This window comes from Pseudomonas chlororaphis, assembly GCF_001921865.1.
Classification (GTDB): Bacteria; Pseudomonadota; Gammaproteobacteria; order Pseudomonadales; family Pseudomonadaceae; genus Aquipseudomonas; species Aquipseudomonas chlororaphis_D.
This window is the reverse complement of sequence record NZ_MSCT01000025.1, coordinates 67,374-88,901: the sequence shown is the minus strand read 5'-3', so window position 1 is coordinate 88,901 and position 21,528 is coordinate 67,374. Positions and strand designations below refer to the sequence as shown.

Below are 21,528 nucleotides of genomic sequence, written 5' to 3'. Positions count from 1 at the left end.
GCTGCGACGAGAATCACCGTGCCTACTTCGCCAGATCGTTTCATTCCCGCCTTCGGCCTCGGCAACCCGCACCTGCAGACCCTGTGGGGCCCGCTGTGGCGCAAGACCACGCACCTCGACCGCCAGCGCGAACGCCTGTGGCTCGACGACGGCGACTTTCTCGACCTCGACTGGCACGGCCCGCACACCGCTACCGCCCCCCTGGTGCTGGTGCTGCACGGCCTGACCGGCTCCTCCAATTCGCCTTATGTGGCCGGTCTGCAAAAAGCCCTGGCGAACCGCGGCTGGGCCAGCGTGGCGCTGAACTGGCGCGGCTGCTCGGGCGAACCCAACCTGCTGCCGCGCAGCTACCACTCGGGCGCCAGCGAAGACCTGGCCGCCGCCATCGACCACCTGCGCCGCCAGCGCCCACTGGCGCCCTTGTTCGCCGTGGGTTACTCCCTGGGCGGCAATGTCTTGCTCAAGCACCTGGGGGAAAGCGGCAGCGCCAGCCAATTGCAGGGCGCGGTCGCGGTCTCGGTGCCGTTTCGCCTGGACCAGTGCGCCGACCGTATCGGCCAGGGCTTTTCCAAGGTCTACCAGGCGCATTTCATGCGCGAGATGCTGGCTTATATCAAGGACAAGCAGCGCCAGTTCCAGCACGACGGGCGCCATGAAGGCCTGGCCGTGCTGGAGCGGCTCGGCCCGCTGGAGAAGATGCGCACTTTCTGGGACTTCGACGGCCGGGTCACCGCGCCGCTGAACGGTTTCGCCGACGCCCAGGACTACTACCGGCGCGCCTCAAGCCGCTATTTTCTCGGGGAAATCCGTACGCCGACCCTGATTATCCAGGCCGCGGACGATCCGTTCGTGTTCCCCCACAGCCTGCCGGAGGCCGGCGAGCTGTCCAGCAGCACCCATTTCGAGTTGCAGGCCAAGGGCGGGCACGTAGGGTTTGTCGAGGGCTCGATGAAGACCCCGGGTTACTACCTGGAGCGCCGTATCCCGCAGTGGTTGTCCGGGCAGGAAGGCGAGCAGCGATGAACGACGACCGGGGCGAGTCGATCCGTTTCTGGCAAACCGCGCCCCTGGCCGGCGTCGAGTTGCTGGCCGCGCGGTATATCGAGCATCGCTTCGTGCCCCACGTGCATGACGGTTATGTGATCGGCATGATCATGGCCGGCGCCCAGCGCTATCGTTACCGCGGCGCCGAGCACCTGGCAGGGCGCGGCACCCTGGTGCTGATCAACCCGGACGAGCTGCACACCGGGCACAAGGGTACCGAGGACGGCTGGTTGTACCGCGCGTTCTATCCGGATAACAGGCAGATCCTATCCTTGCTCGACGAGCTGGAACTGCCTTGCGACAACCTGCCGGCCTTCGGCGCCACGCTGTATCGCGACCCGGACCTGGTCAGCGGTTTCTGCCAGTTGCACCAGTTGCTGGAGAGTCCGGCCACCGCCCTGCAACAACAGACCCTGTGGCGGGAAATGATGCTCCTGCTGCTGCGGCGCCATGCCGGGGTCAAGGCACCGGGCGAACCCGGGCGGGAACACCGGGCGATTCTCCTCGCCAAGGAGCTGTTGCAAGAACAGCTGGCCGCCCCGCCGTCCCTGGAAGAACTGGCCGCGGCGGTGAACCTTTCGCCTTTTCATTTCGCCCGGGTGTTCCGCCGCGCCACCGGCATGCCGCCGCACACCTGGCTGATGCAACAACGCATCGCCCAGGCCCGGGCCCTGCTGCGCGACGGCTGCCTGCCGCTGGAAGTGGCGACCCAACTGGGCTTCGCCGACCAGAGCCACCTGAGCCGGCAGTTCAAGCAGGTCTATGGCGTGGGGCCGGCGGCCTACCGCAGCGCCCGGCAGTCACGCTGAAGCCTCTCCTCCTGTAGGAGCGAAGCTTGCTCGCGAAAAATCCCCCGGCAACGCTGTCCGTCAGGCCGTACGCGGCGTCTGGAAGACCGGATCGCGAGCAAGCTTCGCTCCTACAGTTGCAACGAGTCACGACGGGTGGCGTGGCTCAGTCGCCCGTGGCCACCGCGCGTTGCGGATCGGTGATCCATTCGCTCCAGGAGCCGGCATACAGGCTGGCCAGGGGGTAACCGGCCAGACACAGGGCGAACAGGTTATGGCAGGCCGTCACGCCCGAACCGCAGTACGCCACCAGATCGGCGGGAGAACGCGTGCCCAGCTTCGCGGCAAAACGCTGCCTGAGCTGCTCGGCCGGCAGGAAACGGCCGTCGCTGCCCAGGTTGTCGGTAAAGGCTGCGCATTGCGCGCCGGGAATATGCCCGGCCACCGGGTCGATCGGCTCCACTTCGCCGCGAAAGCGCGGCTGGGCGCGTGCGTCGAGCAGGGTCAACGCGGGCTGGCCAAGGCGTTTTTGCAACGCTTCGGCGCTCAACAGCAAGGCTGGGTCGGGCTGTCCGGTGAAATTCCCCGGTACGCCGGACGGCGCATCCAGGCTCAACGGCAGGCCTGCCGCGTGCCAGGCTTTCAGGCCGCCATCGAGGATAAACACCCCGTCGCGCTTGCCCAGCCAGGCCAGCAGCCACCAGGCCCGGGCGGCAAAGGCGCCGGGGCCGTCGTCGTACAGCACAACGTCACTGTCGGCGTCGATGCCCCAGGCTTGCAGGCGCGCGATCAGCGCCGACGGCGACGGCAGCGGGTGGCGGCCGGTCACGCCCTTGACCACCGGGCCGCTGAGGTCGCGCTCCAGATCGGCGAAATGCGCGCCGGCCAGATGCCCCTCCGAATAGCTGCGCTGACCGTAATCCGGGTCTTCCAGGGCAAAACGACAATCGAGAATCACCAACCCGGGCTGCTCCAGGCGAGCGGCCAATTGCGGTGGGCTGATCAGTTGCGCGATGGGCATGACGGACTCCGGTAATCGAGGGGGTTGAAGGGATCTAGGCCTGCACTTCTTCCAGGGCTTGCCCCAGGGGTACGTAAAACTCGTCGAACAGCGCGCTGACCGCCTCCCGCGCCGAATCGGTGACAAACCCGGCTTCCAGCACCAGCACCTGATACACACCGCGTTTGACGGCCTCTTCGCTCAGGTGCGTGGCGTTTTCCCGAGTGGTGCACAAGAAACGTACCCAGGACGTGAGGATGATCCAGGCATTGAGGGTCAGGGATTCGATCTGCACCTTGTCCATCTTGAGGATGCCGGCCTCGACGAACCCCGTGTAGATGGCCGTGCCGTGGATCAGGCAACGCTGGGAGAAGCGCCGGTAACGCGCGGCCATCTCGGCGTCGCTGTCGAGCAGGTGTTCCAGGTCGCGGTGCAGGAAGCGATAGCGCCACATGGCGGACAACACCGCTTGCAGGTAATAGCGCTTGTCTTCCACTGTCACGGCGCGGTCCGGGGGCAGGCGCAGGAAGCTGTCGACCAGGGCCTCGTATTCGCAGAACAGCACGGCGATGATCGCCTGCTTGTTGGGGAAGTGGTAATACAGGTTGCCCGGCGAAATCTCCATGTGGGCGGCAATGTGGTTGGTGCTGACACTGCGCTCGCCTTGCTGGTTGAACAGCTCCAGGCTGTTCTGGACGATACGTTCGCGGGTTTTTATGCGTGGGGCCATGAGCGTGGGCTTTAATCGAGAAGGCGTTGCCCGGCATCTTACGACCTATCATCGACGGGATAAATCAGAGCCGGCCCGGGAAGTCATTTGACATTTTAGAGCATAAACTCTAAAAATCGCCCACCCCAATAAAAACCGGAGCTGCCCATGTCTGCCGAAATCGCCTACTTGCCGGAAGCCCACCAACAGTTGGACGAGCTGCACAGCCTGTTCGCCGCCCAGCGCCAGGCCTTCGCCGCCAACCCCATGCCGCCGGCCGCCCAGCGCCAGCAATGGCTCAAGAGCCTGCGCGAACTGCTGGCCAGCGAACGCCAGGCCCTGGTCGACGCCATCAGCCAGGATTTCAGCCATCGCAGCGCCGACGAAACCCTGCTCGCGGAAATCATGCCCAGCCTGCACGGCATCCATTACGCCAGCAAACACCTCAAGGGCTGGATGAAACCTTCGCGGCGCAAGGTCGGCGCGGCCTTCCAGCCGGCCTCGGCCAAGGTCGTCTATCAGCCGCTGGGCGTGGTCGGGGTGATCGTGCCGTGGAACTACCCGCTGTACCTGGCCATCGGTCCGCTGGTGGGTGCGCTCGCCGCCGGCAACCGGGTGCTGCTCAAGCTCAGCGAATCCACGCCCGCCACCGGCCTGCTGCTCAAGCGCCTGCTGGCCAAGGTGTTCCCCGAAGACCTGGTGGCCGTGGTGCTGGGCGAAGCCGAAGTGGGCATGGCCTTCTCGAAACTGCCTTTCGACCACCTGCTGTTCACCGGCGCCACCAGCATCGGCAAGCATGTGATGCGCGCCGCGGCGGAAAACCTGACCCCGGTGACCCTGGAACTGGGCGGCAAGTCGCCGGCCATCGTTTCCGAAGATGTGCCGCTCAAGGACGCCGCCGAGCGCATCGCCTTCGGCAAGACCATGAATGCCGGCCAGACCTGCGTCGCCCCGGACTACGTGCTGGTCCCGGAACACCGGGTCGGCGCCTTCGTCGACGCCTATCGCCAGGTGGTCCGCGGTTTCTTCCCGACCTTGGTCGACAACCCCGACTACACCGCGATCATCAACCAGCGGCAGCTGGCGCGCCTGAACAGCTATATCAGCGACGCCACCAGCAAGGGCGCGCTGCTGATCCCGCTGTTCGAGGAAAACCAGGAGCGGCGCATGGGCCACAGCCTGATGCTCAATGTCAGCGACGACATGATCGTGATGCAGGACGAGATTTTCGGCCCGATCCTACCGATCGTGCCCTACACCGGGCTCGACCAGGCCTTCGCCTACATCAACCAGCGCCCGCGGCCCCTGGCGCTCTACTACTTCGGCTACGACAAGGCCGAGCAGAACCGGGTACTCAACGAAACCCACTCGGGCGGCGTGTGCCTCAACGACACCCTGCTGCACGTGGCCCAGGACGACATGCCGTTCGGCGGCGTCGGCCCTTCGGGCATGGGCCATTACCACGGCCACGAGGGCTTCCTGACCTTCAGCAAGGCCAAGGGCGTGCTGAGCAAGCAACGCCTGAATGCCGCGCGCCTGATCTACCCGCCCTACGGCAAGCCGATCCAGAAACTGATCCAGAAATTGTTCATCCGTTAACCAGACCATTGCCGGGTAATAACAACAATGAACCCCAGCCTGCCTGTAGCACCCGCCCTGTCGCGCCGAGGGCTGTTGAAAATCGGCCTGTGCGCTAGCGCGTTCCTGACTACTGCCGGCATCGGCGCCAGCCTCAGCGGCTGCTCGTCCGGCAGCGCGGCCAGCGGCTTCGTCGTGCTGCGCAGCAGCGACCTGCCGTTTCTGCGGGCGCTGATCCCGGTGATGCTCGACGGCGCTGTGGCCGCCGGGCAACTGCCGGCCGCCGTCGACGCCACCCTGAACAGCCTGGACCGCGGCCTCGATCACCTGTCGCCGGAAATGCTCAAGCTCACCCGCCAGTTGTTCGACGTGCTGGGCATGGGCATCACCCGCGGTCCGCTGACCGGCATCTGGGGCAGTTGGGAAAATGCCAGCGCCGAGGACATCCGGCATTTTCTCCAACGCTGGCAGAACAGCGCCCTCAGCCTGCTGCGCATGGGCCACGCGTCGCTGCTGCAACTGGTGATGATGGCCTGGTACAAATGCCCCGACTCCTGGGCCCATTGCGGCTATCCCGGCCCACCCAAAATCTGAAGACTGTTCACTCTGTAGCCGCTGCCGAAGGCTGCGATAAGGTCCGAAGGACCTGCCAAGGACCTCAGGAGCGCGTCTCCTGCGGAGCCGATCGCAACAGGAACGGTGGCGGCCACAACATCCATAACAAGAGAGCGCCTGATATGCCCGTACCCGATCTGTTTCGCGAAGGCCTGGCCCGCGGCTGGAAAACCTACGACGGTTCACAATTGCAGCAGGACCTGACCCTCGAAGCGGATGTCGCGATCATCGGCAGCGGCGCGGGCGGCGGCACCACCGCCGAGATCCTCAGCGCCGCCGGCTACAAGGTGCTGCTGATCGAGGAAGGCCCGCTCAAGACCAGTGACGACTTCAAGATGCTCGAGGACCAGGCCTACGCCAGCCTCTACCAGGAAGGCATCGGCCGCATGAGCAAGGACGGCGCCATCACCATCCTGCAAGGCCGCGCGGTCGGCGGCACCACCCTGATCAACTGGACTTCCAGCTTCCGCACGCCCGACCCGACCCTCGAACACTGGGCCCGCGAGCACGACGTCAAGGGCCACAGCCCGGCCGAGATGGCGCCCTGGTTCGCGAAGATGGAACAGCGCCTGGGCGTCGCGCCGTGGATCATGCCGCCCAACGCCAACAACGACGTGATCCGCATCGGCTGCGAAAAACTCGGCTACAGCTGGCACGTGATCCCGCGCAACGTGCGCGGCTGCTGGAACCTCGGCTATTGCGGCATGGGCTGCCCGACCAACGCCAAGCAATCGATGATGGTCACCACCATTCCCGCGACTCTGGAGAAAGGCGGCGAGCTGTTGTACCTGGCCCGCGCCGAGCGCCTGCGGATCAAGGGCGACCGGGTCGAGAGCCTGCAATGCCTGGCCATGGACCCGCGCTGCGTGGCGCCCACCGGGCGCACCATCCAGGTCAGGGCGCGGCACTACGTGCTGGCCGGCGGCGGGATCAACAGCCCGGCCCTGCTACTGCGCTCCGACGCGGCCGACCCGCACAAGCGCCTGGGCAAACGCACCTTCCTGCATCTGGTGAATTTCTCCGCCGGGCAGTTCGACCAGGTGATCAACCCGTTCTACGGCGCGCCGCAGTCGATCTACTCCGACCATTTCCAATGGCAGGACGGCACCACCGGCAAAATGTCCTACAAGCTGGAAGTGCCGCCGCTGCAACCGGCGCTGGCCGCCACCCTGCTCGGCGGTTTCGGCCCGCAGAGCGCCCTGGACATGCAGCAACTGCCCCACACCCACGCCATGCTCGCGCTGCTGCGCGACGGTTTTCACCCCGACAGCCCCGGCGGCAGCGTGGAGCTGCGCGGCGACGGCTCGCCCGTGCTCGACTATCAGGTGTCGGACTACGCCTGGGATGGCGTGCGCCGGGCATTCCACAGCATGGCGCAGATCCAGTTCGCCGGCGGCGCCAAGGCGGTGATGCCGCTGCACAGCGATGCCCGCTACGTGAAAACCCTGGGCGAGGCGCGGACGCTGATCGACGGCTTGAGCCTGGAGCTGTACCGCACCCGCCTGGGCAGCGCCCATGTGATGGGCGGTTGCGCCATGGGCGAAGACCCCAGGAACGCCGTCACCGACAGCCTGGGCCGCCATCACCAACTGACCAACCTGTCGGTCCACGACGGCTCGCTGTTCCCCACCAGCATTGGCGCCAATCCGCAATTGTCGGTCTACGGCCTGACCGCGCAACTGGCCACGGCCCTGGCCGAACGGCTGAAAACCGGATGAAAAAGTCGCTTATTTTCGTCGTCTATAGGGCTTTCTTCCGTTACAGGCGACTTGGCCCACCGGAAAGGCTGCGATACCATCCGACTCCCCAACGGATTCCCGCCAGGACGACGCGATGAACCGAGTGTTGTACCCAGGTACCTTCGACCCTATTACCAAGGGCCATGGCGATCTGGTCGAGCGCGCCTCGCGCCTGTTCGATCATGTGATCATCGCCGTCGCCGCCAGCCCGAAGAAAAACCCGCTTTTCCCCCTGGAACAGCGTGTGGAACTGGCTCGCGAGGTCACCAAGCACCTGCCGAACGTTGAAGTCGTCGGTTTCTCCACGCTGCTGGCGCATTTCGCCAAGGAGCAGAACGCCAATGTGTTCCTGCGGGGGCTGCGGGCGGTTTCGGACTTCGAATACGAGTTCCAGCTGGCCAACATGAACCGCCAGTTGGCGCCGGACGTGGAAAGCCTGTTCCTCACGCCATCCGAGCGCTACTCGTTCATTTCCTCGACCCTGGTCCGGGAAATCGCGGCGCTGGGCGGCGATATCAGCAAGTTCGTGCACCCGGCCGTGGCCGAGGCCCTGACCCTGCGCTTCAAGAAATAACCCCTCGAGGGAGCTGGCCAGGCCTGCGCCAGCTCCCGCGCAACAAGCCCCGCAAACGCCCCTCCCATCGAGCCCGCGTGCACTGCGCTCGTCAATACGGCACAATTGCGCCCTTGGTTTTTCAAATGCCTGGGCCCGCCGCCCCGGCCGGAGTGCCCCATGTCCCTGATCATCACCGACGATTGCATCAACTGCGACGTCTGCGAACCCGAGTGCCCGAACGCCGCGATCTCTCAAGGCGAAGAGATCTACGTGATCGACCCGAACCTGTGCACCCAGTGCGTCGGCCACTATGACGAGCCGCAATGCCAGCAAGTCTGCCCGGTGGATTGCATCCCGCTGGACGAAGCCCGCCCGGAAACCGAAGAAGAGTTGATGGCCAAGTACCGGAAGATCACCGGCAAGGCGTAAATCGATGGTTTTGCGGCGTCGGTACAGACGCTATCGCGAGCAAGCTCGCTCCTACACCGACAGGTACAACGCCGTCCTTGTAGGAGCGAGCTTGCTCGCGATGCTTTTCAGCCCTGGCACTTAGGGCAGAAAACGCTCGCCCGCTGCCCCAGCTTGACCTCCCGCAGCCCGCTGCCGCAGACCTTGCAGTGTTCCCCGCCACGCCCGTAGACGAACAGTTCCTGCTGGAAATATCCCGGCTGCCCGTCGCCGCCGATAAAGTCGCGCAGGGTGGTGCCGCCGCGCTCGATGGCCGCGGCCAGGATGCGTTTGATCTCGATGGCCAGCTTCAGGTAGCGCGCCCGGGAAATCCCCTTGGCTTCGCGACGCGGGTCGATGCCGGCGGCGAACAGCGCTTCGGTCGCATAGATATTGCCCACCCCCACCACCACCGCGTTGTCCATGATGAACGGCTTGACCGCCATCGAGCGCCCCCGCGACAGCTGATACAGGCGCTCGCCGTCGAACAGGTCGGTCAAAGGCTCCGGCCCCAGGCGGACCAGCAGTTCGTGGTTGAGCGGGTCGAGACTCCAGAGCATCGCGCCGAAACGCCGCGGGTCGGTGTAGCGCAGGGCCAGCCCGGACTCCAGCTCGATATCGACATGCTCGTGCTTGGCCGCCGGCAGGCCGACCTCCACCAGGCGCAGGTTGCCCGACATGCCCAGGTGGCTGATCAACGTGCCGACCTCGGCATTGATCAGCAGGTACTTGGCGCGGCGCTCGACCTTGACGATCTGCTGCCCGGACAGGCGCACATCGAGGTCCTCCGGAATCGGCCAGCGCAGGCGCCGGTCGCGCACGATCACGCGGCTGACGCGCTGGCCTTCCAGGTGCGGCGCGATACCGCGCCGGGTGGTTTCGACTTCCGGTAATTCAGGCATCTGCGCCTCGTGTGCTCTCTATAGGGCCGGGATTCAGCGCGCGCCCAGTTCGCGCACGGTTTCCTTGAGGTTCTCGAAGTCGTAGTCGGACAGGCCGACATAATCGAGGATCAGGTGGCCAATGCTATTCCATTCGTGGTCTTCGGCCTGGTTGCCCAGGACCCGATAAGACGCGCAGATATGCTCGGCCATTTTCAGGATCGCCAGCAGGTTCTTCAGCTGGCTGTTGCGCGACGACTCGTCGCTGAAGATCGCCAGGGCATTGTGGTGGTTGGCGATGGCGTTGGTCACATGCTCCGGCAGGCGCCAGGACTTGGCCGTGTAATAACCGACCACCGCATGGTTGGTGTTGAACGCGCGGTTTTCCGTATCCACCACACGGCTTTCGGGGCCGGCGCTGCCATAGGCCTCTTCCAGCACCGCCATGTAATCGGGAAAGCGCTTGAGCATCAGCGGCACGCCGCAATCGTGGAACAGCCCCAGGGCATAGGCTTCGTCGACCGCTTGCGAGCCGGTGCGCTTGGCCAGGGTCAGGCAGGTCATCGCCACGTCCTGGGCGGTGTCCCAGAAACGGTTGAGGGTGACGATGGTTTCGTCGCTCATTTCGCCCTTGATCGACTGCGCGTTGATCAGGTTGATGATCGAGCGGCTGCCCAGCAGGTTCACCGCGCGCTGGATCGAGGCGATCTTGTTGCTCAGCCCGTAGTACGGCGAGTTGACGATTTTCAGCAGGGCCCCGGAGAGCCCCGGGTCCTGGGCGATCAGCCGCGCGATCACTTCCAGGTCCGGGTCGGGCATGTACTGCTCCATCTGCAAATCCACCATGATTTGCGGTTGGGGCGGCACGCTGATGCCTTGCAGGGCTTGCTGGATCTGTTCGGCGGAAAGCTCTTGGGACATAAGTACACACTCTGGGTCAGGCGGCGATTCTAACCCTTAACGCGGCGCCCATGGCCAGTGAAAAGGAACTTTATAACAGTGCCCCACCGCCCATCCCCCGTGGTTCGCCCTGTCGCCGCATATCCACTCGCCGGCCTCGGGAGGATCGCAACACGTTATACTCCCGCTCTTTTTTTTCGGAGCGACGTCATGTCCCTGCCAAGCCTGCGCCTCAAAGCCAATGCCGATCGCCGCCTGCGCGCCGGCCACCTGTGGGTCTACAGCAACGAAATCGATGTAGCCGCCACCCCACTCCACGGCTTCAAGGCAGGCGACCAGGCAGTGCTGGAAGCCGCCGGCGGCAAGCCGCTGGGCATCGTCGCCATGAGCCCGAACAACCTGATCTGCGCCCGCCTGTTGTCGCGCGACGCCAAGCTGGCGCTGGACAAGTCGCTGCTGGTGCACCGCCTGAACGTGGCCCTGTCGCTGCGCGAGCGCCTCTTCGACAAGCCGTTCTATCGCCTGGTCTACGGCGACTCCGACCTGCTGCCAGGCCTGGTGGTCGACCGTTTCGGCGACATCCTCGTGGTGCAATTGGCGTCGGCGACCATGGAACAGCACAAGGCCGACGTGATCGCCGCCCTGGTCCAGGTCCTCAAGCCAAGCGGCATCCTGTTCAAGAACGATTCAGCCGCGCGCGACGCCGAAGGCCTCGAGCGTTATGTCGAGACCGTGTTCGGCCTGGTGCCGGAATGGGTCGCCCTGGAAGAGAACGGCGTGAAGTTCGAAGCGCCGGTCATGGAAGGCCAGAAGACCGGCTGGTTCTACGACCACCGCATGAACCGCGCTCGCCTGGCGCCGTATGTCAAAGGCAAGCGCGTGCTGGACCTGTTCAGCTACATCGGCGGCTGGGGCGTGCAGGCCGGTGCCTTCGGCGCCAGCGAAGTGTTCTGCGTCGATGCCTCGGGCTTTGCCCTCGACGGTGTCGAGCGTAACGCCGCGCTCAACGGCATCGCCGAGAAAGTCACCTGTGTCGAAGGCGACGTGTTCGAGGCCCTGAAGGAACTCAAGGCCGCCGAAGAGCGTTTCGACGTGATCGTGGCCGACCCACCCGCCTTCATCAAACGCAAGAAAGACCTGAAGAACGGCGAAGGCGCCTACCGTCGCCTGAACGAGCAGGCCATGCGCCTGCTGACCAAGGACGGCATCCTGGTCAGCGCATCGTGCTCGATGCACCTGCCCGAAGACGACCTGCAGAACATCCTGCTCACCAGCGCCCGTCACCTGGACCGCAATATCCAGCTGCTGGAACGCGGCGGCCAGGGCCCGGACCACCCGGTACACCCGGCCATCCCGGAAACCCGCTACATCAAGAGCATCACCTGCCGGTTGCTGCCTAATAGCTAACCGCTACACAACGCGACACAAAACCCTGTAGGAGCGAGCTTGCTCGCGAAAAACGTCAACGATGACGCGTGCACCCTGCCTGATCGCGGTGCCTGATATTTTTTTCGCGAGCAATCGAACGTCGACCGGCTGCTCCTACAGTTACATCCCGTCCCATTGTCGCTACGACAACCTTCTGCACAGCACTTACCGTTGCTCTTCCATCCACCGAGGAGGACAACGGAATGTCCAGCCTGCCCCATGCCCACCGCCTGCGCCTTGGCCGCTACGCGGAACCGGGCCGTATCTACCTGCTCACGGCTGTCACCCGAAACCGCGAACCGATCTTTCACGACTGGCGCATTGGCCGTCTGCTGGTCAAGGAATTCAGGCACGCTCAACAAACGGACGCAGCAAATTCACTGGCCTGGGTGGTCATGCCCGACTACTTTCACTGGCTGGTCGAACTGCACAACGGCGATTTGCCCCGGCTGATGCAAGGCACCAAATCCCGCAGCGCCAGAGCCATCAACCGGGCCCGGGAGAGCTCGGAACCTGTCTGGCAAAAAGGCTACTTCGACCGTGCCTTGCGCCGCGAAGAGGATTTGAAAACCATGGCCCGCTACCTCATCGCCAACCCGTTGCGGGCAGGCCTGGCCCAGCGCATCGGCGACTATCCGCTCTGGGATGCCATCTGGTTCTGATGCACCGATCAACCTGTAGGAGCGAGCTTGCTCGCGATCAGCCGCCAGGCTGAAATCCAGCGGCGCACCCTGTACCGCTATCGCGAGCAAGCTCGCTCCTACAGGGGTTGTGTGTTCGTGCTGCCCGTCATTCGCGGCATTCCTTCCTGGCGCCAGCGGTGTAGAATCGCGAGATTCATCGCCAGTCATCCCCCGGCGGGTTTATGAGCTCAGGCTGAGGCACGCGGCGATCCCGCGGCGTTATCGGCAGCTTTCGGACACACGGCCATTTCTGAGTGTTCCCGAGGTCAATAGAAGCTCACTCCCCATTTGTCACCTGATTAGCCGCCCGGAGTGCTCCATGCCTGATTACCGCTCGAAAACATCCACCCACGGCCGCAACATGGCCGGCGCCCGTGCACTGTGGCGCGCCACGGGGATGAAAGATGACGACTTCAAGAAGCCGATCATCGCCATTGCCAACTCCTTCACCCAATTCGTCCCGGGCCACGTGCACCTCAAGGACCTGGGCCAGCTGGTCGCCCGCGAAATCGAACGCGCCGGCGGCGTGGCCAAGGAATTCAACACCATCGCCGTGGACGACGGCATCGCCATGGGCCACGACGGCATGCTGTATTCGCTGCCGAGCCGCGAGATCATCGCCGACTCCGTGGAGTACATGGTCAACGCCCACTGCGCCGACGCCATCGTCTGCATCTCCAACTGCGACAAGATCACCCCCGGCATGCTGATGGCCGCCCTGCGCCTGAACATCCCGGTGATCTTCGTGTCCGGCGGCCCGATGGAAGCCGGCAAGACCAAGCTCGCTTCCCACGGCCTCGACCTGGTCGACGCCATGGTGATCGCCGCCGACTCCAGCGCTTCTGACGAGAAAGTCGCCGAGTACGAGCGCAGCGCCTGCCCAACCTGCGGTTCGTGCTCCGGCATGTTCACCGCCAACTCGATGAACTGCCTGACCGAAGCCCTCGGCCTCGCTTTGCCGGGCAACGGCTCGACCCTGGCCACCCACAGCGACCGCGAACAGCTGTTCCTGCAGGCCGGCCGGACCATCGTCGAGCTGTGCAAGCGCTACTACGGCGAGAACGATGAGTCGGTGCTGCCGCGCAACATCGCCAACTTCAAGGCGTTCGAGAACGCCATGATGCTCGACATCGCCATGGGCGGTTCGACCAACACCATCCTGCACTTGCTGGCCGCCGCCCAGGAAGCCGAGATCGATTTCGACCTGCGCGATATCGACCGCCTGTCTCGCAGCGTGCCGCAGCTGTGCAAGGTCGCGCCGAACATCCAGAAGTACCACATGGAAGACGTGCACCGCGCCGGCGGCATCTTCAGCATCCTCGGTTCGCTGGCCCGCGGCGGCCTGTTGCACACCGACCTGCCGACCGTGCACAGCCGCAGCATGGAGGAAGCCATCGCCAAGTGGGACATCACCCAGACCACGGATGAAGCGGTGCACCACTTCTTCAAGGCTGGCCCGGCCGGCATCCCGACCCAGACCGCGTTCAGCCAGTCGACCCGCTGGCCGACGCTGGACGACGACCGTGAAAACGGCTGCATCCGCAGCTTCGAGCACGCCTACTCGAAAGAAGGCGGCCTGGCCGTGCTGTACGGCAACATTGCCCTGGACGGCTGCGTGGTGAAGACCGCCGGCGTCGACGAGTCGATCCACGTCTTCGAAGGCAACGCGAAGATCTTCGAGAGCCAGGACAGTGCAGTACGCGGCATCCTTGCCGACGAAGTGAAGGAAGGCGACATCGTCATCATTCGCTACGAAGGCCCGAAAGGCGGCCCGGGCATGCAGGAAATGCTGTACCCGACCTCCTACCTGAAGTCCAAGGGCCTGGGCAAAGCCTGCGCCCTGCTGACCGACGGCCGCTTCTCCGGCGGGACTTCGGGCCTGTCCATCGGCCACGCCTCGCCGGAAGCCGCCGCCGGCGGTGCCATCGGCCTGGTGCAGGACGGCGACAAGGTGCTGATCGACATCCCCAACCGTTCGATCAACCTGCTGGTCAGCGACGAAGAACTGGCGGCCCGCCGCGTAGAGCAAGACAAGAAAGGCTGGAAGCCCGTGGAAAAACGCCCACGCAAGGTGACCACCGCGCTGAAAGCCTACGCCCTGCTGGCCACCAGCGCCGACAAGGGCGCGGTGCGCAACAAGGCGCTGCTCGACGGCCTGTGATCCTCAGCCGCTGAAATGAAAATACCCCGCCAGGCGCGGGGTATTTTTTGCCTGGATGAATCAGAACTGCGGCGTATAGGTCAGGGTGAACATCACGTTGCGCGGATCGCCGTAGTAGTTGCTGCCCCACGTCGCGTTGTAGGCAGGGATGTAGTACTTCTTGTCGAACATGTTGTTCAGGTTCGCCGCCACGGTGAACTCCTGGTTGATCTTGTAGGCCACGCGCGAATCCCAGAGAGCATTGCCCGGCACGCTGAAGTTGCGGTCGTAGGCTTCGGTACTGCTTTGCGCGGTCACGCCGGCACCGACGCTGACTTTTTGCCAGTCGCCCGGCAACTGGTAATCACCCCAGACCTTGAGCTGGTGCTTGGGTGTCCAGGTACTGAAGACCTTGCCTTCGTAGGTGTCGTCCTTGAGGAACTTGGTGGTGTTGTAGGTATAGCTGGACACCAGTTGCAACCCCGTCAGCACTTCACCGCTCAAGGTGGCTTCGAACCCCTGGCTGCGGACCTTGCCCGACGCCACGGAGCAGTACCAACCGCCACAGTTCATCGGCCCTTGCAGGTCCTGTACCCCGCGGTTTTCCTGGTCGTAGCGGAAGATCGCAAAAGAGGTATTGAGCCGGCCATCCGCCAGTTCGCCCTTGATGCCCAGCTCGTAGTTCTTGCCTTCGATGGGCTTGAGCAAGCCGCCGGAAGTGGTCAGGTTGGTCTGCGGTTCGAAGGCATCGGCGTAGCTGGCGTAGGCCGACCATTGGTCATCGAGGGCATACACCAGGCCGGCGTACGGCGTGACCCGGCCGGTGGTTTGCGTGGTGCTTTCGGAGAGATCGCCGTACACCCCCTGGAAGCCGCTCCGATCGCGATAGGAATAGTCATACCAACTGGTGCGGGCGCCCACGATCAGGGTCAGCGGGTCCAGCACCTTCACCCGCCAGGTGCCGTAAATGCCCTTCTGGCGAATGTCATACCAGCTCTGGGAGCCGGAGCCTTCCTGGAACAACTGGTACTTGTCCCGTTGCGGACGGTGATGGTCGATATTGAAGATATCCGCGCCGTCCGTGGCATCCCGCGCCCACAGGTCATTGGTGGTGAGTTTGGAGTAGTTGGCGCCCAGCACCAGTTCCTGCTGGAACCCCAAGCCTTCGAACTTGCCGTCGACATAGACGTCCACGCCCCGGCTCTTGGTGTTGAAGTCAGTGACCCAATCCACATAGCGGATATTGCCGGTCGTGCCCGGATTGGGGACTTCGTCCCAGGTCGCCTGGTAGGTCGCATCGTTGTGTTCGTCCATGTACACCAGGGCCGCCTTCAACTTCCAGTCGTCGTTGAAGCGGTGCTCCAGGTCGGCGAACACCTGGGTCTGGTTATTGACGCTGCGGTTCCAGCTGGCGCCGACGAAGGTCGAGCGCGGCAGGCCGATATCGTCGCCATTGGCGTAGCGCGGCAACGACATGAAGTTGGGCCGGGCATGGCCCTTCTGGTTGCTGACGCCCACGCCGACGGTGGTATCCGGGGTGAAGTCATAGTCGACGGCAGCGTAGATCGTCTGGTTCCAGCTGCCGGCGTAGTCGACGAAGGAATTGCTGGTGTCGTAGTCCGCCACGAAGCGGCCACGCAAGGTGCCCTCGGCATTCAGCGGGCCACCGGCATCGACTTGCGTGCCGTAGTGGTCCCAGGAGCCGGCCTTGGCGGTGATGGTCACCGCCGGCGCCGCGCCGCCGCGCTTGCGCACCAGGTTCATGGTGCCGCCGGGGCTGTTGGCGCCTTGCAGCAGGGCGGCGGGACCGCGCAGGGTTTCCACGCGGTCGTAGATCGCCATGTTTTCGGTGAGGTAGCTGCCCAGCGTGTAGGTATTACGCGGGATCGGCACGCCGTCGTACTGCAAGGTGCCAATCTCGAACCCCCGGGAGAAGATGAACATGCCGGGCCCCGGGGATTTGGTCGCCGTCAGGCCCGGGGTGCGCTTCACCACTTCGGAGAGTTTGGTGGTGTTCTGGTCGTCCATCTGCTTGCGGGTCATGACACTGACCGATTGCGGAATATCCTTGAGCTTCTGCTCGCCCCGGGCCAGGGTGACCGCTCCGGTGGTGTAGGAGCCGCTGCCTTCGGTGGTCGCGCTCAGGCGTTCCGAACTGATGGTGGTGGCGCCGACTTCCAGCGCCGGACGCGAAGCCACGCGCTTTTCCAGGGTCACGGTGTCGGCATTGATAAAGGCTGCGCTCAGCCCGGTACCGCCCAGCAGCAGGGCCAGGGCTTCGCGCTGGCCCAGGTTGCCGCTGACACCGGGCGAAGCGAGGCCCTGGGTCAGCTCGCCGGAGACCAGCACCTGAATCCGCGTCACCGCCGAAAACCCCGCCAACGCGCCATCCAGGGATTGTGCCGGGATATCGAAACGATAGGTCTGCGCCTGGGTGGCTTCGGCCGCCTGCAGGTAAAGCGGCGCGGTGCCGCCGGCCAAGGAAATAGCCAAGGCCAGCAAGGGCCGCGCAGCAAATCGGTGTGCCATGGATGGAGCTCCCCAGTACAAAGTCAGTGATCGGGCGCCGCACTATTTGAGAGTGCTTATTATTTGCGCCTCAGTGATCAAGGACGACCGCCTGCGGAGAAACCCTGAAAGATTTTAAAAAAGATGGCGTCCTAGGACGCCTTGCCTTCGCGCAGCACCAGCAAGTACGGGGTGTAATGCTCCGCGCGCAGATTGAGGGTGTATTCCAGCGCCTTGATCACCGCCTCCGGCTTGTCGATTTCAAATACGCCGGACACCACGCGGTTGCGCAACGCCTCGCCGAGCACCAAGGTCTTGCCGGGCCAGTAGCGGTTCAATTCGCTGACCACTTGCGACAGCGGCTGCTGGCGAAACACCAGTTGCCGCTGACGCCAGGCAAACCCGCTGGCAGGGTCGAAGCCATGGGGTTCGGCCAGCCGCTGGCCCTGGAACTCTACGGCCCGCCCCGGCTCCAGGTACACCGGCGCACCGCTGCCCGCATTGACCTCGACCTTGCCCTGGGCTACCTGCACCCGCGTCTGCTCGTCACGCCGGGCGACGCTGAACTGGGTGCCGACCACCTTCACCCAGCCATCGCCGGAGCGCACGATGAACGGCCGCGCCGGGTCCCTGACCACCTGGAAAAACCCCTCGCCGCGCAGCAGGCGGATCTGCCGTTCGCCGGCGCTCATGCGCACCTGTATCGCACTGTCGGTGTTGAGTTGCAGGTGGGAGCCGTCGGCCAGCTCGATGCTCCGCGACTCCCCGGTGCCAGTGGCATAGTCGGCGCGCAGGCGATCCAGCCACGGCCCGCCGTGCAGGGTCAGCCCGACCGCCAGCAGCACCGCCGCGGCACAGGCCCAGGGCCGCCAACGCCGCGCCGGTCGGCGCCAGGCGGCTTGTTCGGCGCGACGCACCACTCGCGCCGGTTCCCGCAAGCCACCGAGCATCGCCTGCACTTCCTGCCAGGCTTCGTCCTGGGCACTGCCCTGCCCCAACCACTGTGCAAAGGCCTCCATTTCTGCGGGCGTCACATCATCGGCCTGGAGGCGGAAATACCAGCCGGACGCTTCGGCGAACAGCTCTTCAAAGGTCGGTACAGCTTGGCTCATCAGGGGGTCCACAGCAGCAGACGTGGGATTCATGGCCGACGTCCTTGTCTATCGCCGGCCAGGCGCGCCGTGATGTAGGCACGGCAGTCGATCAAGGCCCGGCGCAATTGGTATTCCACACTGCGCGGGCTGATCGACAGGCGCTCGCCGATCTCGCGGTAGGAACATTCGTCGACATGATAGAGCAGGAAGATCTGCCGAGTCGCATCGGGTAGCGCGCGGATCGCATCCTGCATCAGCTGTTCCTGCTGATAGGCGGCCAATTGCTCGTCGGCTCCGGGGTTGGCGCAAGGCAGTTCTTCGCTGGGCTCGCCCGCGTCCAGGCGCTCGCGGCGGATGGCCTGGCGCTGATGGTCGCGCACCAGGTTGCTGGCGATGGTGAAGAGGAATGCGGGGAGGTTGTCGATCTTCTCGCCGGAATCCAGGCGCGCCAGGCGCAGGAAGGATTCCTGGGTCAGGTCTGCCGCCACCTGGGCGCTGCCGGTACGGCGGATGACGAAGGCTTCGAGGGCTTTCTTCTGCTCCGCGAACAGGCGCGCGATCTGCGAATTCCAGGAGGGCACGACACTACCTTTAGAAGAACAGGACGTTCAGGAAGCGCGCACGCTAGCAAATAATGAGATTTGTTCGCAATTGATATCTATTTTTACCGACGAACCTGCCCGCGGGCGCCAGCGAACCGGCTCCCGCGGGCAGACCCGGTCTTACTGGATATCTTCCGGCTTGACGATCACCCAGTTTTTATCCGCAGTCACAGGCAGCCCTTCCTTGGCCTGGGCCGCGGCGTGCTTGGCCATCATGCCGTTGAGCTGGGTCATGTACTTGTCCTTGCGGTTGATCCACAGGTGGATGCCGCCCTTGGCCACGTCGACATCGTGGAACAGCATGTAGCCGTCGCTGGTCGGGGTGTCGCCGCCCACCAGCACCGGTTTTTTCCACTCGTCGATGTAGGTCAGGATCGCCGCGTGCTTGCCGGCCATCCAGGTCGCCGGGGTCCACAGGTAAGGAGTCAGTTCCAGGCCGAGGTTGGCCTTCTCGTCATACTTGCCGGCGCTGATCTGCTTGCGCGCGGTGGTCAGCTCGCCGGTCTTGCGGTCCTTGAGCAGGGTGGTCACGCCGATCACGTTCTGCGGCTTGACGTTGTAGCCGTACTTCGGATCGGCGGCGACCATGCGTACCAGCTCTTCGGAGGCGGCGGTCATCACGTAGACCTCGATGCCGTTCTCCATCAGCTTGTTGTACAGCTCGGTCTGGCCGGTGAAGACTTTCGGCGGATTGACCTCGCTGTTCTTGACCACGTCGCCTTCGTAATAGGTGACCGGCACCGGCTTGCCCGAGGCCATCAGCTCGTCGACATAACCCTTGAGTTCCTTGAGGGTGAAGCCTGAGAACACCTGCGCCACCCAGGGGTAGCAGACCATGTCGTCGACTTCGCAGAGGCGGTAGTAGTAGCTGAAGAGGCTTTCCTTGTGCTCGGCGGTGTCCTTGAACGGCATCAGTTTCAGGGACGGGTCGAGGGTCTCGCGGGTGATCAGGCCCTTGTTCTCCATGAACGGCAGCAGCGACTCTTCCAGGTCGTAGCGGTAACTGGTGTTGTCCATGTCGAACACCGCGTAGTTACCCTTGTTGGCATTGGCCGCGATCATCGCGTCCAGTTGCTTGGCCTGGTCCGCGGGCCAGTGCTTCAAGTCGGTGGCGAAAACCTGGCCGGCAAGGCCCAGGCAGAGTGCGGCAAGCAGAAATTTCGGAGCGAGTTTCATCGGCGTTTTCTCCCTGACATAAAGAGACCGACGCTAACAAATCGTTGTGACAACTTTCGCCTGTGCGCGACCGATCGCGTCCTGATTCCGCCACCGGCATGTGCCTGAGCGTCAATCGCTTATTCCAAAAACGACAGTCTCAATGCGTTTTTGATATTAATTCAATAGATTTCAAGCTGTTAGGCTTGCCGGTTCGCAATCGCCGCCATACGCGATTGGCACAAGTCTTATCGGAGCCTCAATGAACCTGCCGCTGATCCTCAATCTGCTGGTGTTCCTGGCCTTGCTGCTGGGCCTGGCACAAACCCGTCACACCACCTGGAGCCTGGCCAAGAAGGTCCTGCTGGCGCTGGTGCTCGGCGTGGTCTTCGGCGTTGCCCTGCACAGCATCTACGGTGCCGGCAACCCTGTCCTGAAAACCTCCATCGGTTGGTTCGACCTGGTGGGCAACGGTTATGTGCAACTGCTGCAGATGATCGTGATCCCGCTGGTGTTCGCCTCGATCCTCAGCGCCGTGGCCCGCCTGCACAATGCCTCGTCCCTGGGCAAGATCAGCTTCCTGACCATCGGCACCCTGCTGTTCACCACCGCCATCGCCGCGGTGATCGGCATTGCCCTGACCAACCTGTTCGGCCTGACCGCCGAAGGCCTGGTGGCCGGCACCCAGGAAATGGCGCGCCTGCAAGTGATCCAGAGCGACTACGCGGGCAAGGTCGCCGACCTGAATATCCCGCAGCTGCTGCTGTCGTTCATTCCGCAGAACCCGTTCGCCGACCTGGCCCGGGCCAAGCCGACCTCGATCATCAGCGTGGTGATCTTCGCCGCCTTCCTGGGCATCGCCGCCCTGCAACTGCTCAAGGACGATGTGGAAAAAGGCCAGAAAGTGGTCAACGCCATCGACACCCTGCAAGCCTGGGTGACCCGCCTGGTGCGCCTGGTGATGAAGCTGACGCCTTACGGCGTGCTGGCGCTGATGACCAAGGTGGTCGCCGGTTCCAACCTGCAGGACATCATCAAGCTCGGCAGTTTCGTGGTGGTGTCGTACATCGGCCTGGGCCTGATGTTCGTGGTCCACGGCCTGCTGGTGTCGCTGGCCGGGATCAACCCGCTGCGCTTCTTCCGCAAGGTCTGGCCGGTGCTGACCTTTGCCTTCACCAGCCGCTCCAGCGCCGCGACCATCCCGCTGAGCATCGAGGCGCAAACCAGCCGCCTGGGCATCCCGCAGTCCATCGCCAGCTTCGCCGCTTCGTTCGGCGCGACCATCGGCCAGAACGGCTGTGCCGGCCTGTACCCGGCCATGCTCGCGGTCATGGTTGCCCCGACCGTGGGCATCAACCCGCTGGACCCGCTGTGGATCGCGACCCTGGTGGCGATCGTCACCCTGAGTTCGGCCGGCGTGGCCGGTGTCGGCGGCGGCGCGACCTTCGCCGCGCTGATCGTGCTGCCGGCCATGGGCTTGCCGGTATCCCTGGTGGCGTTGCTGATTTCGGTGGAGCCGCTGATCGACATGGGCCGTACCGCGCTGAACGTCAGCGGCTCGATGACCGCCGGGGCGATCACCAGCCAGATCATGCAGCAGACCGATAAAGAGAAGCTCGATGCCGACGAGCATGCGGAGCTGGCGCAGGCTTAAGGGCTGC

19 protein-coding genes are annotated in these 21,528 nt (G+C 64.1%); 11 read left to right on the top strand and 8 right to left on the bottom strand.

Going from position 1 to position 21,528, the window contains the following annotated elements; all coding sequences use genetic code 11:
* The first annotated feature begins 18 nt into the window (after window positions 1-18).
* Together BTN82_RS29865 and BTN82_RS29860 are read left to right on the top strand one after the other, a co-directional pair.
* Window positions 19-1,023, top strand: coding sequence for a hydrolase (locus BTN82_RS29865; protein WP_075122591.1), 1,005 nt, complete (start codon window positions 19-21; stop codon window positions 1,021-1,023).
* Entirely contained in the window at window positions 1,020-1,853 is an 834-nt protein-coding gene (locus BTN82_RS29860) for an AraC family transcriptional regulator (protein ID WP_075122590.1), read from the top strand. The genes BTN82_RS29865 and BTN82_RS29860 overlap by 4 nt, the downstream gene beginning before the upstream one ends.
* A 145-nt stretch (window positions 1,854-1,998) precedes the next feature.
* Here BTN82_RS29860 and BTN82_RS29855 read toward each other — a convergent pair whose 3' ends face one another.
* Window positions 1,999-2,853 (bottom strand): sulfurtransferase, encoded by an 855-nt coding sequence (locus BTN82_RS29855; RefSeq protein ID WP_075122589.1) that lies wholly within the window; start codon window positions 2,851-2,853, stop codon window positions 1,999-2,001.
* 34 nt (window positions 2,854-2,887) lie between these two features.
* Window positions 2,888-3,562 carry a TetR/AcrR family transcriptional regulator gene (locus BTN82_RS29850; RefSeq protein WP_075122588.1) on the bottom strand — a complete coding sequence of 225 codons (675 nt, stop codon included), beginning with the start codon at window positions 3,560-3,562 and terminating at the stop codon, window positions 2,888-2,890.
* A 147-nt stretch (window positions 3,563-3,709) separates the two neighbouring features.
* On the opposite strand from BTN82_RS29850, the gene BTN82_RS29845 reads away from it, so the two are divergent.
* From BTN82_RS29845 to BTN82_RS29825, 5 genes are all read left to right on the top strand, one after another.
* Window positions 3,710-5,140 (top strand): coniferyl aldehyde dehydrogenase, encoded by a 1,431-nt coding sequence (locus BTN82_RS29845; protein WP_075122587.1) that lies wholly within the window; start codon window positions 3,710-3,712, stop codon window positions 5,138-5,140.
* A gap of 27 nt (window positions 5,141-5,167) precedes the next feature.
* Window positions 5,168-5,713: a twin-arginine translocation pathway signal protein gene (locus BTN82_RS29840; RefSeq protein WP_075122586.1), complete on the top strand. Its 546-nt coding sequence runs from the start codon at window positions 5,168-5,170 to the stop codon at window positions 5,711-5,713.
* A 143-nt stretch (window positions 5,714-5,856) separates the two neighbouring features.
* A complete protein-coding gene (locus BTN82_RS29835) occupies window positions 5,857-7,452 on the top strand; it encodes a GMC family oxidoreductase (RefSeq protein WP_075122585.1) in 1,596 nt (531 codons plus the stop codon).
* A gap of 115 nt (window positions 7,453-7,567) precedes the next feature.
* Entirely contained in the window at window positions 7,568-8,047 is a 480-nt protein-coding gene (gene coaD, locus BTN82_RS29830; RefSeq protein ID WP_007953414.1) for a pantetheine-phosphate adenylyltransferase, read from the top strand.
* Window positions 8,048-8,206: 159 nt separating this feature from the next.
* Window positions 8,207-8,458, top strand: a complete 252-nt coding sequence (locus BTN82_RS29825) for a YfhL family 4Fe-4S dicluster ferredoxin (protein ID WP_011064042.1) — start codon at window positions 8,207-8,209, stop codon at window positions 8,456-8,458.
* A 107-nt stretch (window positions 8,459-8,565) separates the two neighbouring features.
* On the opposite strand, the gene mutM is transcribed toward BTN82_RS29825, so the two are convergent.
* Both mutM and BTN82_RS29815 read right to left on the bottom strand, forming a co-directional pair.
* The gene (gene mutM, locus BTN82_RS29820) at window positions 8,566-9,378 is read right to left on the bottom strand and encodes a bifunctional DNA-formamidopyrimidine glycosylase/DNA-(apurinic or apyrimidinic site) lyase (RefSeq protein WP_075122584.1); all 813 of its coding nucleotides are present in this window, start codon (window positions 9,376-9,378) and stop codon (window positions 8,566-8,568) included.
* A gap of 33 nt (window positions 9,379-9,411) precedes the next feature.
* On the bottom strand, window positions 9,412-10,224 hold the full coding sequence (locus BTN82_RS29815; RefSeq protein WP_186828476.1) for an HDOD domain-containing protein: 813 nt from the start codon (window positions 10,222-10,224) through the stop codon (window positions 9,412-9,414).
* A 243-nt stretch (window positions 10,225-10,467) separates the two neighbouring features.
* Between BTN82_RS29815 and BTN82_RS29810 the strand changes: the two genes are divergently transcribed.
* The 3 genes from BTN82_RS29810 (at window position 10,468) to ilvD (ending at window position 14,529) form a co-directional block, all read left to right on the top strand.
* Window positions 10,468-11,664 (top strand): class I SAM-dependent rRNA methyltransferase, encoded by a 1,197-nt coding sequence (locus tag BTN82_RS29810; RefSeq protein ID WP_075122582.1) that lies wholly within the window; start codon window positions 10,468-10,470, stop codon window positions 11,662-11,664.
* A 224-nt stretch (window positions 11,665-11,888) separates the two neighbouring features.
* Complete coding sequence (locus BTN82_RS29805; protein ID WP_075122581.1) at window positions 11,889-12,347, top strand: REP-associated tyrosine transposase; 459 nt, start codon at window positions 11,889-11,891, stop codon at window positions 12,345-12,347.
* Between the two features lie 340 nt (window positions 12,348-12,687).
* A complete protein-coding gene (ilvD, locus tag BTN82_RS29800) occupies window positions 12,688-14,529 on the top strand; it encodes a dihydroxy-acid dehydratase (protein ID WP_075122580.1) in 1,842 nt (613 codons plus the stop codon).
* A 60-nt stretch (window positions 14,530-14,589) separates the two neighbouring features.
* Here the strand turns inward: ilvD and BTN82_RS29795 are convergent, their stop codons facing one another.
* The 4 genes from BTN82_RS29795 to BTN82_RS29780 form a co-directional block, all read right to left on the bottom strand.
* Window positions 14,590-17,037, bottom strand: a complete 2,448-nt coding sequence (locus BTN82_RS29795; RefSeq protein ID WP_075122579.1) for a TonB-dependent siderophore receptor — start codon at window positions 17,035-17,037, stop codon at window positions 14,590-14,592.
* Between the two features lie 131 nt (window positions 17,038-17,168).
* On the bottom strand, window positions 17,169-18,128 hold the full coding sequence (locus tag BTN82_RS29790; RefSeq protein WP_075122578.1) for a FecR family protein: 960 nt from the start codon (window positions 18,126-18,128) through the stop codon (window positions 17,169-17,171).
* Between the two features lie 29 nt (window positions 18,129-18,157).
* A complete protein-coding gene (locus tag BTN82_RS29785) occupies window positions 18,158-18,691 on the bottom strand; it encodes an RNA polymerase sigma factor (RefSeq protein WP_075122577.1) in 534 nt (177 codons plus the stop codon).
* A 141-nt stretch (window positions 18,692-18,832) separates the two neighbouring features.
* Window positions 18,833-19,888 (bottom strand): phosphorylcholine phosphatase, encoded by a 1,056-nt coding sequence (locus BTN82_RS29780; RefSeq protein ID WP_075122576.1) that lies wholly within the window; start codon window positions 19,886-19,888, stop codon window positions 18,833-18,835.
* A 241-nt stretch (window positions 19,889-20,129) separates the two neighbouring features.
* On the opposite strand from BTN82_RS29780, the gene BTN82_RS29775 reads away from it, so the two are divergent.
* On the top strand, window positions 20,130-21,521 hold the full coding sequence (locus BTN82_RS29775) for an L-cystine transporter (RefSeq protein ID WP_075122575.1): 1,392 nt from the start codon (window positions 20,130-20,132) through the stop codon (window positions 21,519-21,521).
* Window positions 21,522-21,528: the final 7 nt, after the last annotated feature.

Excerpts from the sequence above, each read along its gene's own strand:
- BTN82_RS29860 (WP_075122590.1), top strand. The coding sequence starts at position 1,020 with ATGAACGACGACCGGGGCGAGTCGATCCGTTTCTGGCAAACCGCGCCC.
- BTN82_RS29855 (WP_075122589.1), bottom strand. The coding sequence starts at position 2,853 with ATGCCCATCGCGCAACTGATCAGCCCACCGCAATTGGCCGCTCGCCTG.
- BTN82_RS29850 (WP_075122588.1), bottom strand. The coding sequence starts at position 3,562 with ATGGCCCCACGCATAAAAACCCGCGAACGTATCGTCCAGAACAGCCTG.
- BTN82_RS29845 (WP_075122587.1), top strand. The coding sequence starts at position 3,710 with ATGTCTGCCGAAATCGCCTACTTGCCGGAAGCCCACCAACAGTTGGAC.
- BTN82_RS29840 (WP_075122586.1), top strand. The coding sequence starts at position 5,168 with ATGAACCCCAGCCTGCCTGTAGCACCCGCCCTGTCGCGCCGAGGGCTG.
- BTN82_RS29835 (WP_075122585.1), top strand. The coding sequence starts at position 5,857 with ATGCCCGTACCCGATCTGTTTCGCGAAGGCCTGGCCCGCGGCTGGAAA.
- coaD (WP_007953414.1), top strand. The coding sequence starts at position 7,568 with ATGAACCGAGTGTTGTACCCAGGTACCTTCGACCCTATTACCAAGGGC.
- BTN82_RS29825 (WP_011064042.1), top strand. The coding sequence starts at position 8,207 with ATGTCCCTGATCATCACCGACGATTGCATCAACTGCGACGTCTGCGAA.
- mutM (WP_075122584.1), bottom strand. The coding sequence starts at position 9,378 with ATGCCTGAATTACCGGAAGTCGAAACCACCCGGCGCGGTATCGCGCCG.
- BTN82_RS29810 (WP_075122582.1), top strand. The coding sequence starts at position 10,468 with ATGTCCCTGCCAAGCCTGCGCCTCAAAGCCAATGCCGATCGCCGCCTG.
- BTN82_RS29805 (WP_075122581.1), top strand. The coding sequence starts at position 11,889 with ATGTCCAGCCTGCCCCATGCCCACCGCCTGCGCCTTGGCCGCTACGCG.
- ilvD (WP_075122580.1), top strand. The coding sequence starts at position 12,688 with ATGCCTGATTACCGCTCGAAAACATCCACCCACGGCCGCAACATGGCC.
- BTN82_RS29795 (WP_075122579.1), bottom strand. The coding sequence starts at position 17,037 with ATGGCACACCGATTTGCTGCGCGGCCCTTGCTGGCCTTGGCTATTTCC.
- BTN82_RS29790 (WP_075122578.1), bottom strand. The coding sequence starts at position 18,128 with ATGAGCCAAGCTGTACCGACCTTTGAAGAGCTGTTCGCCGAAGCGTCC.
- BTN82_RS29780 (WP_075122576.1), bottom strand. The coding sequence starts at position 19,888 with ATGAAACTCGCTCCGAAATTTCTGCTTGCCGCACTCTGCCTGGGCCTT.
- BTN82_RS29775 (WP_075122575.1), top strand. The coding sequence starts at position 20,130 with ATGAACCTGCCGCTGATCCTCAATCTGCTGGTGTTCCTGGCCTTGCTG.